The following is a 13,642-nucleotide window of genomic DNA, read 5'->3' as shown; positions in this document are numbered from 1 at the left end:
GCCATGGGGGCTAACCGGTAACAGCAAGGAGATAGTTATGTTAGCAGTAGCACCCTTAGTATGGGCCGAAATCGCCGTAGCCAATATGGACCGCGCATTGGCGTTTTACACCGAGCACTTTGATCTAACCTTTCGCCGCGAGAATATGGGCGATATGGATATGGCCATTTTAGAAACCGAAGATCCAGAGGCTGCCAGCTTTGGTTTATGTCAGCATGAAATGATGAAGCCAAGCATGGACGGCTGCACTATTTATCTGCACTTAAGCGAAAAGTTGAGCCCTTTGGTGGATAAAATTACTCAATCAGGCGTGCAAATCTTAATGCCTGTCACTGGCATTAAAGACGGTGAGCATGGTTATTTCTCGCTAATTGTTGACAGCGAGGGTAACAAAATAGGTCTGTGGTCTAAGTTCCAGTAATATCGAAGTAGTTATGCAAGCAAATTTAGCTAGCTCAGCCTTTCAAGCTGGGCTAGTGTTTGCTCTGCACTTAGGCAGGGATGGTTTATGAGACGGGCAGACAGACTTTTTCAGATTGTACAAATTCTGCGTATGCGGCGACTCACCACTGCCCAAGAGTTAGCCGAGCGTTTAGAGGTGTCTACTCGCACTATTTATCGCGACGTTCAAGATCTGTGTTTAAGCGGCATTCCTATTGAAGGGGAGGCCGGCGTGGGCTATTTGCTTCGCCAAGAAGTTAGTGTACCGCCACTAATGTTTAATGAAGTAGAGCTAGAAGCCATTCAAATTGGCATGCGCATGGTACAAACCTGGGCAGGTAAAGAGCTGTCTTCTGCTGCCAAACAAGCAATGATAAAAGTAGAAGCGGTATTGCCACAGCGCCTGCAAGCCTACCAATCTTTAATGTTTGCTCCCGATTTTTATATCGACAGTGACCAATTCAAATATTTAGACCCACTGCGTGTTGCCTCTCAGCAGCGAGAATTCCTAGAAATCTGTTATCAAGATGCCAAGGCCGATTGCACCAAACGAGAAATTCGTCCCTTAGCCATTTACTTCTGGCGAGGCACATGGACACTACTAGCATGGTGCGAGCTACGAGAGGATTTTCGCAGCTTTCGAGTGGATCGCATTAGCGAACTGCATCACCAAGAACGGGTATTTAGCCACAGCCCCGGTAAAGAGCTTGATGACTTTGTAGAGAAAATGGAGCGGGAGGGGCATTAGATTTATGCCTTATTGTTCATTCGACTCTCAATATACTTTAGCTCGATTCAAATTATTCGTACTTAGCTTAATCTTCATCAAACTATCACTTTGCTGACATGCCCTTTCTCTGGGTGATTGCGGTATCATTGTTTAACTTGTTACTAAACGTGTATTCACAATGATCCGAGCTTATCAATCTGGTGATACTGAAACAGTATTAGCTATATGGCTGGCCGCTTCGATAAAAGCGCACGACTTTGTAGCCCCTAGCTTTTGGCATTCGCAAGTAGACAAAATGCGCACTCAGTATTTACCGAATGCCGAAACCTATGTGTTTCAGCAAGAAGGTAAAGTAGTGGGGTTTTATTCGCTGGATGACAAGCATATCGCTGCCATTTTTGTTGAGCCAAATTCGCAAGGGCTGGGCGTTGGTAAGCAGTTAATTGCCCATGCTAAACAGCAGCGTAGTGTATTAACTTTGTCGGTCTACAAACAGAACACTGCTAGCTATCAGTTCTATTTGTCACAGGGTTTTAGTTTAGTGAAAGAGCAAATAGACCCACATACCGGTCTGCCTGAGTACACCATGAGTACGGGGATTTAATACCAATCGTACTAAATAGCTGTTCATTCTATCTGGTTAAAACACTCGATAACTGCGTTAGAATTTTTGATTGTAGAATAACTACTTATCGAAAAATTCCGCCTTATTCTCGAGTGTTTTTCCTGCGCTATTTCTGATCACTTACTTAGTGTGATTGGTATAACACCGTAGAACGCAAAAAGCTTGGCCAATTGCGCCAAGCTTTTTTGTTATTCTTGTTACTTGTTTAAGTCTAGCTTTGGTTTAAGTCTTTATCTTTCCAAAACTTAGTACCTTTTACGGTAGCTTCTAGCGATAAACCTGCTTCAGTCATTTGGTAGATGTCTACGTCACCAATAGCACCTTCACCTTCAGCCGAGCCACCTTTGTCACCCGCTTTAGCAGAGGCATCAGCTTGAGCGCCAAATAACCAGCCAGACTCAACAAACTTGTCGTAAGACTCGCGAGTATTAAACACCATTAAGGCTCTAAAATCTTTAACGCCTGCGCCAAAACCTACGCCCGCTTCACCCATGTTCATGTAAGTGCGCTTGCCAGAAGCATTATCTATGGCAACACCATGGCCGCCGCCTGCAGAAATAACAAATAGGTTGATGCCAGCGTTGCTAAATACAGCGTAACCCACAGCGTTGTTTATTTTACCGGCGATATCGCTGTTTTCTTTTTTAAAGTCGACCAAGCTTTCTTGAACCATTTGGTCTGATTCGGCACGTTCTTCGGCTGCACTTTTACTGAATGCAGGCATGCTAATAGTCATGTTTAACAGTGCGATAGCGAAAATAGCTTTAAGAGATTTAGTCATTATTGTTCCTAAGTATGCGCTGTGTATGGACAGCCAAAAATTAACAATCTGAAATACTGCTCGGCCTTTCAACTTGGTGCTATTTTAACCAAGCTTTGGGATTAAATTGACATTTTGCGAACAATAGCCACAATCATGATAAGTAGCCACATAAGGAAGTGAGCAGTGCAGGAATATCAGTTTCAGCTACCCGCGCTAAAAACCGTGGTAGAGCTATTAGTGCAGCAAGGTCTAGACAAGCACCGAGTATTGGCCGCAGCAGGTATTTCACCCAGTCAATTGTATGCAGAAAGCGGGCTTATCAGCCAAGTGAAGATGGCCAAGTTACTGGATGTTGCCGATCAATACAGTGAAAAGCCCATGGCTAGTGCCTTGTGCGGCCTAGGGATGCCATTGCGTAAACAAGGGGTGTTGGCAATTGCAGTGCAAAGCATGCCCAATTTAGAAGCGATGATTCACATGCTTAAGGCCTTTTTAAATGCCCAGTCTAGTGGCACCGAGTTGGAGTTGGTGAAACACGGGGAGCTGCTTAGGGCCGAGTTTAGCCTGCGTTTTGCAGACCAACTTAATTGCGACTCTATGCATCGGGCAATGGTCACTAATTTGTTCGGCACCTTTAAAACCTTATTTGGTGAGCAATGGCAAGCTACGGAAGTATGGTTAGACCATTCCTTTGCTTGCACCAAAGAGCTCTCGCAACTAATAGGCTGCCCAGTACTTTGCGATAAGCCGAATAACGCCTTGGTATTTGAACAACGTTGGGCACATGTTACTGGTGCTCAAGTATTTCCTGCAGAGGCTTTGCGAAAACAAAGTAGCGAGACTTTGCAGCGCTTAGAGAATATTGACGATCTTATTTATCAAATTTTGCCCGCCTTAATTTACGACGGTAATACTAGCATCGAGCATGTAGCTGCTTTATTTGGGGTTCATGTTCGTGTATTGCAAAAGCGTTTGAAGGCAAAAGGAACCTCATACTCAAACTTGTTAGAGGGAGCCAGAAAAACCATGGCTGTTGATTATCTGCTAGATAGTCAGCTGTCGATTGCCGACATTTCTTTGCAGTTGGGTTTTCAAGAGCCGGCTATTTTTATTCGAAGCTTTAAAAAGTGGTTTAAGCAAACTCCCTTGCAATGGCGTAAAACGGCAAAAGCTAATTAGCTAATCCATTTTTACTATTATTGTTTTTCATAATTACCAATTTGGTGACTCATATTGGTGATTATTGCTTTATTTTGGTTTGATTAAGAAGTTACATCCTGTCATTGCTTTGAAATATATGACTTTTATATTTGGCACACAAAGTGCGACGTAGATCACAAGTGATTAAGTTGTCACTTCAGAGTTGTCGTAACAAGCCAAGGATGAACATCATGAAAAAATTGCTTATTTGGTGTGTAGCAGGACTAGCCTTAAGTAGTAGCTTTTTGGCCTATGCTAAATCAAGTACTACTAATGAAGATCAGCGTTTAAGTGCTTGGTGCACCCAGCTTAAAAAACAGCAGGGATGTTATAACTTACACCAACAGTTAGCCGAGCAAGGCAGGCCAGAGTCGGCTTACTGGTTAGGTAAAGCCACTGCAAGTGGAGTATTTGAGGCCGCCGATTTAAATAAGGCTTTAGCCTATTACCAAGTAGCCAGCCAAGAGATGCACCCAGCAGCTAGCCGTGAACTAGGTTTGCTTTATTACCACGGAGTGAGTGGTGAGCGAGATTTCGAAAAAGCCCAGCTTTTATTTGAGCAAGCCATTGAGCAGGGTAACCCACAAGCTATTTGGGCATTGGCTCGTATGTACCATTACGGCCGTGGGGTTGAGCAAAACTACAACAAAGCCTTTGAATTGTTTAGCTTAGCTGCCGATAAAGGCTCTAAACCAGCAGCCAGCACCTTGGCTTACTACTATAAAGTTGGTTTGGCCACCGAGCCTAATCCGCGCTTAGCCAGTTATTGGCGCAATAAAGCCAATGATAAAAAGCTAGTGACTTGGAATCGAGCCATTCCCGACTACCGATAGCAATTACAATTGACTAAAATTAACAAAGCCAGCGGAGTTACCGCTGGCTTTGTTGCTTTTACCAATCGTTCATCTTTGTGACATAAATCTAACATCAATTTTTCATCACAATGTCACCCGAGAAATCTTTACTGGTTAGCTCTTAAATCGATGTTATTCACTAACAAAAAGGATGTTAACCAATGAAATTCTCTCACTTAGGGCTATTGCTCTGCCCACTTGTACTCTTAAGCGCCTGTAGCGACGACGACAATCCTATTCAAGCAGCCAACGCTGGTGCTATCTCAAAAGTACAGTTAGGGCCACGCCCTGCATTCTTGGTTGATCAACTGGCCGATGGCGAGTTAAAAACCAGCCTGCAGGCCTGTGTAGATGACATGAGTACCTACAGTGTTAGCGACTTTTCTATTGGCCACCGTGGCGCGCCATTAATGTTTCCAGAGCATACTAAAGAGAGTTACTTAGCCGCAGCTCGCATGGGTGCAGGTGTACTGGAGTGTGATGTTGCTTTCACTAAAGATGGCGAATTAGTTTGCCGCCACTCACATGCAGATTTACACACCACAACCAACGTATTGGCAGTGCCAGAGCTAGCCGCCAAGTGCTCTGTTCCATTCACTCCGGCAGACACTGCCAATGGTGTAGAAGCGACGGCCGAATGTCGTACTTCAGATTTCACCTTAGCGGAGTACAAATCATTAACCGGTAAAATGGACGCGGCAAATAAACAAGCCACAACCGTTGAAGAATACATGGATGCAACGCCAAGTTTTCGTACTGACCTTTATGCAACATCGGGCACTTTAATGTCGCATAAAGAAAGCATCGCCTTGTTTAAAGAGCTAGGCGTAAAGATGACGCCAGAGCTTAAAACACCAGCAGCTCAAGATTTAGCAGCCGCAGGCATTACCCAACAAGAATTTGCCCAAAAGATGATTGATGAATACATTGAAGCGGGTATTGAGCCTAGCGATGTTTATGCGCAATCTTTCTCAATTGACGATGTAGAGTATTGGGTTGCGAATACGCCTGAGCTTGGCGAGCAAGCGGTTTACCTTATCTACTTGCTTGATGGCGTGCCTAGCCCTACCGAAATTGCCGCTAAAAACATCAACATTGTTGCTCCGATATACACCGCTCTTGTGGAAGAGCAAAACGGAGCAGTAGTGGCTACCGACTATGCCATGCAATTAAAAGACGCTGGCTTAGATTTGATCACCTGGACCATTGAGCGCAAGTACACCGACATGCACGAGTTTGAAGTGCTTAATGTGCTTAAGAAAGACCTTGCGTTAGTAGGCGTGTTTTCTGATTGGCCTGCCACCGTTACCTTCTTCGATAACTGCATCAAATAAGCTTGTTTATTCACTAATTCAGTTGCTGCTAAGGCTATTAGCAGCAACTTTGGGATCGCAATAGCACTTTTTTCTGTATTTCTCCTGCAATTGATTAATCGCAACAAAATAATTATTCACTATTTTCTTCGAGCCATTGTGTGGTAGCGTTGCTGCCGCTGCCTTCTTTGGTCATTAGGCAGTGGTCAACAAAGGAATAATAATGAAAAAAACAGTTTATTGTTTAGCAAGTTGTATTGCAGCCGCGTTTATCGTGGGTTGTAGCAGTACTGGTGAAACAAATACCAATGGTATCGAAGCGCCAGCAATCGTATGTGATGGCGTGTGTGGTGAGCAAGAGTTTACTCGTGCTCAGCAACTACACCACGGTGACAGCGTAGAGCAAAACTACGATGCCGCCTTGGCAGAATACTTAAAAGCTGCCAAAGCAGGCAATGTAGCTGCCATGACGCAAGCTGCAGTGTTATACCAAGACGGTTTAACTAGCCAAGGCGCGAAGCCTGAGCTAGCAGTTGAGTGGCTAATGGTTGCCGCTAAACAGCAAGATGCAGAAGCGCAATTTCTATTAGCCGAAAACTTTTGGAATGGCGTGGGCACCGAGCAAGACTTTGGTCAAGCTGAGTTTTGGTACAACCAAGCTGCATTAAACAAACACAAAGAAGCTGCTTACCTATTAGGTTTGTATTACTTCGAAGGCGAAAACATGGATGAAGATCCAGAGCAAGCCTATGTGTGGATGTCGATTGCTGCGCTACTGGGCCACGGTAATGCACCTGGCGATCGCGACTTCTTGATTGGCGAAGAGCTAGACATGACGCAGAAAAAAGCGGCTTGGAAAGAAGTCGATCGTTTAATAAAAGAAATGGGTATCGAGGTACCTTGGTAGGCGTAAATCGCTACTAAACCTTAGATGAATTTGCTTTCATCCCATTAATAATGAGTTGGTATTGATTGAAGGTTACGTCGGTCAAACATTCGACAATACTAACTCCTTTTTAGCGCGCTTTATTGTATAGTTGAACTACCCCTTAAGTGGAGGAATGACGATGCTATATTTAATAGAGTTTTTGTTATTTTTACTGCTATTGGCAGCCCTTGCCTTACCGTTTTATCGCAATCAAGAAGCCTTTGAGATTGCCGATATTGATACCGACGATCTCCCCGGACAACATGTTCAACTTAGCCATGGTTTGGTTCACTTTCATCGCGATGGACAAAGCACTGCGCCTACTGTTGTGTTAATTCATGGCTTCTCGGCGTTTTCTTATGTGTGGGAACGAAACGTAAATAGCTTACTCGCCCAAGGTTACCAAGTGATTAGCCTCGATCTTTATGGGCGCGGGTATTCTGCAAGGCCCAATGTTGCTTACACCAGACAGCTGTTTGTAGAACAAATAAAAGAGCTGTTAGATGACCAGCAAATTGATGAGCCGGTGTATCTGGCTGGCTTATCCATGGGTGGGGCCATTAGTGTTCGCTTTGCCGAAACCTATCCAGAACGGGTCGCCGGGCTTATCTTGCTGGCTCCGTTAAGTAGCACCCCTAAAATTGCGCCGCTGCCTGTACCCATTATTGGCGAGTACTTTGCCTACAGCTTTGTGATCCCTAGTTTGCCAAAGCGCCAGCTAGAGGATTTATCTGCCCCTGAGCTTGCTCTAGATTGGGTGGCACAGTTTGAGCCGCAACTTCGCTACAAGGGTTATCGAAAAGCAATGCTGGCAACGGTAAGAGCTTTAATGCAAGAGCCAATGCTAGATGCTTATTTGGCGGTGGCAAAGCTTAATATTCCCAGCCTAGTATTGTGGGGCAGTGCCGACAAAATATTGCCCTATAGCCAAGCGCAGGGAGTTCAAAAAGCCTTAGGCGAGCATTGTCAGTTACAAACTATTGAGGGTGCAGGCCATGCTTTGCAGTATGAATACAGCGAGCAAGTTAACCAGCACATCGCAAGCTTTTTAGCTTCTAGCTCAAAGGTGAGTTAAGCACAGGTTCTCGCAGCTTGTTAGCAACGGGGAGGCGATGTTAACGCGCCTTTCCTTATACTTTTGTTATCGAATAAAAATATATTTGTTATTAATCAACTTGCCATTTCCAGAGTTGCCGTAGATACTAAATTTGAATGATTGTTAACGGCGACAAAGTTTCTAGAGTGTTGATTTTTCGAACTATAGTTAAGTTTGTAGCCCCACTATAAGTTATCTATGCAAGCACCAAGTACACCTATTGGCGAGGCAAGTCGCCTTAAAGCACTAAAAGATCTCGATATTCTGGATACTCAGCCAGAAGAGCGCTTTGATCGCATCACTCGAATGGCCAAACGGCTATTTGATGTACCCATTGCCTTGGTGAGTTTGGTGGATGAGAATCGTCAGTGGTTTAAATCCTGTTTTGGTGTAGATGCCAGCGAAACCCCTCGCGACATCTCTTTTTGCGGTCACGCCATACTAGGTGACGACACCTTTCAAATTGAAGATGCCCTTAATGACCCTCGTTTTGCCGACAACCCATTGGTCACTGGTTACCCACATATTCGCTTTTATGCAGGCCACCCACTCGTTACCCCAGAGGGTGAAAAGATAGGTACTTTGTGCATTATCGATACTAAGCCAAAAAGCCTTAGCCAAGATGATTTAATCGCGCTTGATGATTTAGCGGTAATGGTAGAGCAAGAGCTAGCAGCCTTGCAGTTGGCCAGTACCGACGAGCTTACTGGCATTTCTAACCGTCGTGGTTTTATGAAGCTGGCAAACTATTCCTACGCCATGTGCCATAGGCAGAATATCTCCTTGGCCATTGCCTACATGGATTTAGACCAGTTTAAGCCGATTAACGACGAACACGGTCATGCCGAAGGTGACAAAGCCCTGCAGCTGTTTGCCGAACAAATGCGCAGTACTTTTAGAGAATCTGATTTATTTGCTCGCATGGGCGGAGATGAGTTTGTGGTGTTGTTTACCGACACTAATGTCGCCGATGCTACCGACATACTGCAGCGCTTTGCAAAAGAGTTAGCTGCCGCCGCTAAGCAACATCAATTAGCTTACCCCTTGTGTTTTAGCTATGGGCTACTCGAGGTAGATTTTAAGCAATTTAAGTCTATCGACAGCGCCTTAGAGCAAGCTGATCAGTTGATGTATCAAAACAAAAGTTGCCAACGTTAAGTTTTGGTTAACCATTTTAGAGCTCTGTTTCTGAGCTAATAAGTCCACAAATAAAGTGCGATTTCATGTCTTTTACTTGAGCTATTGCTTAGGTTTTTTGCGTTGCCTCGATAAAACCTAAAGTATTATCAATCGCCTAGTGATGGTCTCTAGGTTTATCCTACTGCTAGTGCCTTCCCTATATCTCTATTCTAGATTTATATAGTGATAGGCTTCTCAAATTTATAAATACAACAGACAAATAAAAATATATGCAGATAGGTTAACAAAAGATCAAATTGGTAATCCAATTGTGTTTTATTTGTTGATGTGTGGTGTTAGCGTTGCTTCGAATTTAACCAAAGGAGATGTAATTCATGTTTACGTGCCACCACACTTCAAGGAAAGCTTCATCAAAATTTGTTGCTTTGTTAAAGCCTGCCACACTTGCGGTACTTGCAAGCGTTGCTATGGCAAGCAGTGTTCACGCGGCCAACTTTACCGCCAGTAATGCAGCACAGCTAAGTGCACGCTTACAAGATGCGGCAAACAATGGCTCTAGCGTAGATGTAATCACCATCCAAGGAAGCATTTTTACCGATCAGCAAATCGATATTCAAACGCCGGTAACTATTCAAGGTGCTGCTGGGTTTCGTACCAGCCGAGTAATCCGCACCTCAAACGACGGTTTCCAACCCTTGTTTAATATTCAAAGTTCAAATGTAACGATCCGCAACTTGTTGCTGATTGATCAACTAGGCCAAAATACCAATACACAAGTGGCTAGTGAAGCCGGCAACGATCACTCCAATGCCCGTTTAATCAACATCCCTTACGAAGACGCTTACAATCAAATCGCTAATATCACTATCGACAACAATACCTTCGAAAATACCGCCGTTGGAATTGCATCTTCAGGCCTAATTCCGCGTAATTTTACTATCACCAATAATGACTTTATCAAAGTAAACCGCAGTGTAGAGCTATTGCGCGACGTAGGCCGTGTTTACAACGTGTGGAATGTAAGTGCCAATAATGTGGTACTTAATGGTGGCACTTTAAATATTTCTAATAACCGAATTCGTGGTAACCGGGTTCGTTTGGGGATTTCGGTAGATGCCGGTAACGATGGCGTATATGTGCCACCAAGCTTCACTAATATTCCGTTTTTTGACGCTGCAGCCCGTGCCCAGTTTAGTGATAAGCCGGTGGTATTTGCCAATGGTTCACAGGTTAACTCAAACACCGTTGAAGGGGCTAACGAGTTTGGTATCGCGTTGGCAACTGTGGCAAACATCACCGTTGCAGGTAATACCGTTAGTACCACTGAAGATGACATTAACTCTTCCGACGACATCGAAAACAACTTTACTGCTGGCATTAATGTTGAACACAATAGCCGTGACATTGTGGTAGATAGCAACACTATTACCGTAGGTGCGAGTGGTAACTTTGCAACGGGGATTAACGTATTGTCCTTTCAGGATCACCACGCACCGCTTAACCATGCTCAAGCAAGTAGTGATATAACGCTGGTAAGAAACATCTTTAAAGGAACGGGTGAGAACACTATTTTAGCTTTTGGTTTCTCTAACTTGGTGGTTGAAAACAACGATGCTTCTCAGTTTACAACGCGCAACCCTTACCAAGTAACGGCGTCTTTTTACAACGTGCCTTGTGGTTTAAGTACCAGCACAGCACGCGGTACTAACAGTAATATTCGTTACAATCAAAGCTCGTTTAACGGCACAGGTAATGCGCCTCAGTTTTACGACAAAAACGGTAATGTGGTTTCTGGTTATACTTGCCAATAAATGACCCTAAGAGAAAAGAGCAGTAGTTAACTACTGCTCTTTTTTTGCTTGTTAATCCTCTCTGCTCATTAGGCGAATATCATCAAAAAATGCTTCACTCTCGCCACTCGGTGCAGCGGCATAAGTAAGTGCAAATTCGTCGATACGAACTTCTACCTCGTCATCTGTAAATTGTTCATGGGCGTAGATCTGCGCATCTGTGTAGCTGGCGGTATCTATTTGCATAAATGCGAACACTTCTATGCTGCTGTTGTTGGCTGAATCAAAGCCTAAACTCACTTGTTTAAAGCAGCTTTTAATATCACCTTGTGGTGCATCATCCAAATCTTTAACGTGGGCGAAAGCTTGCGCAATAATAGCGCCAGTACTGTCTTTTACGCCGTAATGTAAAGTGCTTAAGGAGTTATCACCTTTGTTATCACAATAGTACATAGATAGCTGCAAATCGGTGTTTAGTGGGATATTAGCAACGGTTTGAGACAAGCCCGGAGTCGCCGTAAAGTCGTGGTTAGATTCCGAGCTTTTAAAGCGAATGCGAGCCGATCCACTGCTGGCGGAGCCGCTATCACTAAAGGCTGTATCGCCAGAACTACCAACATCACCTAAGCCGCCGCTGCTATCTTCATGCTGAACCCAGGCATCGCTTGAGCCGCTATTGCTCCTAAATTCACCCAAGTTACCATCCTCAAGTTCGGTGCTAGTGGTTACCGTATCGGGCAAGCTTAAGCTCAGCGTAGCTTCGGTATTGCTGCCCGAATTAAACTCGGTGCTTACCCACTGGTATTTGTCACCAGTCACTACGCCAGACTTGCTAGCGAGGTTTCCCAATGCCAATTGATAACTGCCTTTTACAAAGGCCGACAATACGTAAGGCGTGTTGGCGCTTAATGTAATGCTTTGGCTAAGGCTGCTGTTGGCAGAAACTTTGGCGCTGGATTTACGAGAGAAGGAAGCGCTCTCTTCGGCCTGTTGCGCACCACTATTTGTCCAGCCCGTTAAGCCATCATCAAAGGCAGGGTTAGCAATATCCGCTTCTAACATAGTGGCTTTAGGTTTGCTAAGTTGGTAGCTGCTGGGGCCTACATCAGCAAAGCTGAGTGGTCGTAAATTAACGGTTGAGCTTAATGGCTGGTCTGCACCCACAGTGGTGGTTGCGCTTCGGGTTTGCCCATCCATATCTAGGCTTACATCAGCAAAATCCCCTTTACTGTAGTCACTCACAGCCATTAAATCGGGCGAGCTATCAGTGGGGCGATACAGCGAATCATCCCCTTTGCTCAAGTTAGCGCTTACAAACTCGATACCGCCAGTGCCTAATGGCACTGCATCATCATCAGAAAACGCCTGACCATGAAATATATTACCCACCACGGTTGAATCGGGCAGCATGCCGCGTTCGGCTTGGGTAATCACTGGGCCAATTGCCATATCAACTAAGTTGTTTGCCAGGTAAACCTGTTTAGGCTGCTGGGGCTTGCTGCCACCATCAATGTTTAAGCTATTTACGCTGTCTACAATGGTGTTATTGGCAACATGTACGTTTTCGACTTGTTGGTAGCCGTTATCACCATCGCCCGCGCCGTCGTAACCCAACAGCACAATGCCGCCGTGGTGGCTGGTATTTTGGTAACGTGCGCCCTCAATGTAATTATTTACTACTGAGTGGCCGTCGTCGGCAATGCGAATGCCGCCAGCAAGCGGGTAGTCTTCACCAATAATAAAGTTGTGTTCAATGGCGTTACTGTTGCCGTGGCGGTTAGTGAGCGAGCCATAACTATTGCGAATAGTGTTATAAGCAATCACATTGTTAGAGCCCTTGTTAGAGATAACTTCGGCCTCACCTTGAATACGCTCAAACACGTTGCGCACAATAAACGAATTACCAGGATAATGATGGGTAAAGCTTAAACCGGTGCGAATGGCCTCGTAGTCGTTATCGCTACTACCAGCATACATTTTGTTATCGGCTGGGGTACGGTTGGCAATGTAGTTGTTATACACCACAATGCCTTGGGCTAGCTCTGCCAGTTTAGTGGCCTCATCCCAACTATCGTCTACCCAGCGGTTAAAAGAAATCATCGGGTTTTTAACGGTTTTACCACTCACAATGCTGTGGTCTAGCCAAACGTTTTTACCGTAAATGTGTAACAGTATGCCGTAGTCATCCTCGGCCTTGGCATCAATAATCGCTATTTCACTAATACGGCAGTTGTGGCAAAGGTCGTTAGTGCCAAAGCGGGTAGCAATAAGGTTGCTGCCATAGCGTACTTCTTCAAATACTATGCCTTGTAACTGGGTATAAGTACCGCCCATGTTAATGGCCACTTCGCCGCCTTTTAGTATTGCCTTGCCGGGGTTTTGGGCAGCAATTTTAATCGGTTGTTCTGCGGTGCCAGCACCGCCAAAGCTAATTTGTAGGTCGCCGCTAAACTCACCATCTGCCAAACACAGGGTTGTTCCGGCTGCCATCTCTTTAGACACCGCATCGGCTAAAGCCGAGGTAGAGCTAAATACCTCGTCACAACTTATACTCGGAACTGTTAACACCCCTTCCGGCAAACCAAAGCTAGGTTCGTTGGGGCTTGGTTCTGGATCAACGGGCGGATCAACAATTACCGGTGGGTCTGCAGGTTCTGTAGGGTCTAGCGGGGTGGCAGGGGAGTCGCTACTGCTATTACATCCAACAACTATTAAGCCAAGAACAACTGGCAGGTACTTCTTAAAGTACATGGGATCTCCTT

Annotated in this window: 12 protein-coding genes; 10 read left to right on the top strand and 2 right to left on the bottom strand. The window is 44.9% G+C overall.

The annotated features are described in order from the left end of the window. Positions 1-37 precede the first annotated feature (37 nt). The 3 genes from G6R11_RS08195 (at position 38) to G6R11_RS08185 (ending at position 1,775) form a co-directional block, all read left to right on the top strand. Positions 38-421: a VOC family protein gene (locus tag G6R11_RS08195; RefSeq protein ID WP_163132593.1), complete on the top strand. Its 384-nt coding sequence runs from the start codon at positions 38-40 to the stop codon at positions 419-421. An 87-nt stretch (positions 422-508) separates the two neighbouring features. Next, positions 509-1,189: a YafY family protein gene (locus tag G6R11_RS08190; RefSeq protein ID WP_163132592.1), complete on the top strand. Its 681-nt coding sequence runs from the start codon at positions 509-511 to the stop codon at positions 1,187-1,189. Positions 1,190-1,349: 160 nt separating this feature from the next. After that, positions 1,350-1,775 (top strand): N-acetyltransferase, encoded by a 426-nt coding sequence (locus tag G6R11_RS08185; protein WP_163132591.1) that lies wholly within the window; start codon positions 1,350-1,352, stop codon positions 1,773-1,775. Positions 1,776-2,007: 232 nt separating this feature from the next. On the opposite strand, the gene G6R11_RS08180 is transcribed toward G6R11_RS08185, so the two are convergent. Continuing rightward, a complete protein-coding gene (locus tag G6R11_RS08180) occupies positions 2,008-2,577 on the bottom strand; it encodes a YSC84-related protein (RefSeq protein WP_163132590.1) in 570 nt (189 codons plus the stop codon). A 165-nt stretch (positions 2,578-2,742) separates the two neighbouring features. Between G6R11_RS08180 and G6R11_RS08175 the strand changes: the two genes are divergently transcribed. From G6R11_RS08175 to G6R11_RS08145, 7 genes are all read left to right on the top strand, one after another. Next, positions 2,743-3,738, top strand: a complete 996-nt coding sequence (locus G6R11_RS08175) for an AraC family transcriptional regulator (protein ID WP_163132589.1) — start codon at positions 2,743-2,745, stop codon at positions 3,736-3,738. A 212-nt stretch (positions 3,739-3,950) separates the two neighbouring features. Continuing rightward, positions 3,951-4,592, top strand: coding sequence for a tetratricopeptide repeat protein (locus G6R11_RS08170; RefSeq protein WP_163132588.1), 642 nt, complete (start codon positions 3,951-3,953; stop codon positions 4,590-4,592). Positions 4,593-4,774: 182 nt separating this feature from the next. Continuing rightward, on the top strand, positions 4,775-5,947 hold the full coding sequence (locus G6R11_RS08165) for a glycerophosphodiester phosphodiesterase family protein (protein ID WP_163132587.1): 1,173 nt from the start codon (positions 4,775-4,777) through the stop codon (positions 5,945-5,947). A 202-nt stretch (positions 5,948-6,149) separates the two neighbouring features. Beyond that, positions 6,150-6,833: a tetratricopeptide repeat protein gene (locus G6R11_RS08160; protein ID WP_163132586.1), complete on the top strand. Its 684-nt coding sequence runs from the start codon at positions 6,150-6,152 to the stop codon at positions 6,831-6,833. A 160-nt stretch (positions 6,834-6,993) separates the two neighbouring features. Then, complete coding sequence (locus G6R11_RS08155; protein WP_163132585.1) at positions 6,994-7,929, top strand: alpha/beta fold hydrolase; 936 nt, start codon at positions 6,994-6,996, stop codon at positions 7,927-7,929. Positions 7,930-8,148: 219 nt separating this feature from the next. Then, entirely contained in the window at positions 8,149-9,108 is a 960-nt protein-coding gene (locus tag G6R11_RS08150; RefSeq protein ID WP_163132584.1) for a sensor domain-containing diguanylate cyclase, read from the top strand. A 449-nt stretch (positions 9,109-9,557) separates the two neighbouring features. Further along, positions 9,558-10,901 carry a hypothetical protein gene (locus tag G6R11_RS08145; RefSeq protein WP_163132583.1) on the top strand — a complete coding sequence of 448 codons (1,344 nt, stop codon included), beginning with the start codon at positions 9,558-9,560 and terminating at the stop codon, positions 10,899-10,901. A 51-nt stretch (positions 10,902-10,952) separates the two neighbouring features. Here G6R11_RS08145 and G6R11_RS08140 read toward each other — a convergent pair whose 3' ends face one another. Beyond that, entirely contained in the window at positions 10,953-13,631 is a 2,679-nt protein-coding gene (locus G6R11_RS08140) for a polysaccharide lyase 6 family protein (RefSeq protein WP_163132582.1), read from the bottom strand. Positions 13,632-13,642: the final 11 nt, after the last annotated feature.

Origin of the sequence: Agarivorans sp. Alg241-V36, from assembly GCF_900537085.1 — a bacterium.
In the GTDB taxonomy this organism is placed as follows: domain Bacteria; phylum Pseudomonadota; class Gammaproteobacteria; order Enterobacterales; family Celerinatantimonadaceae; genus Agarivorans.
Note: the sequence above shows the minus strand (reverse complement) of the source record. Positions and strands in the feature narration are given on the sequence as shown.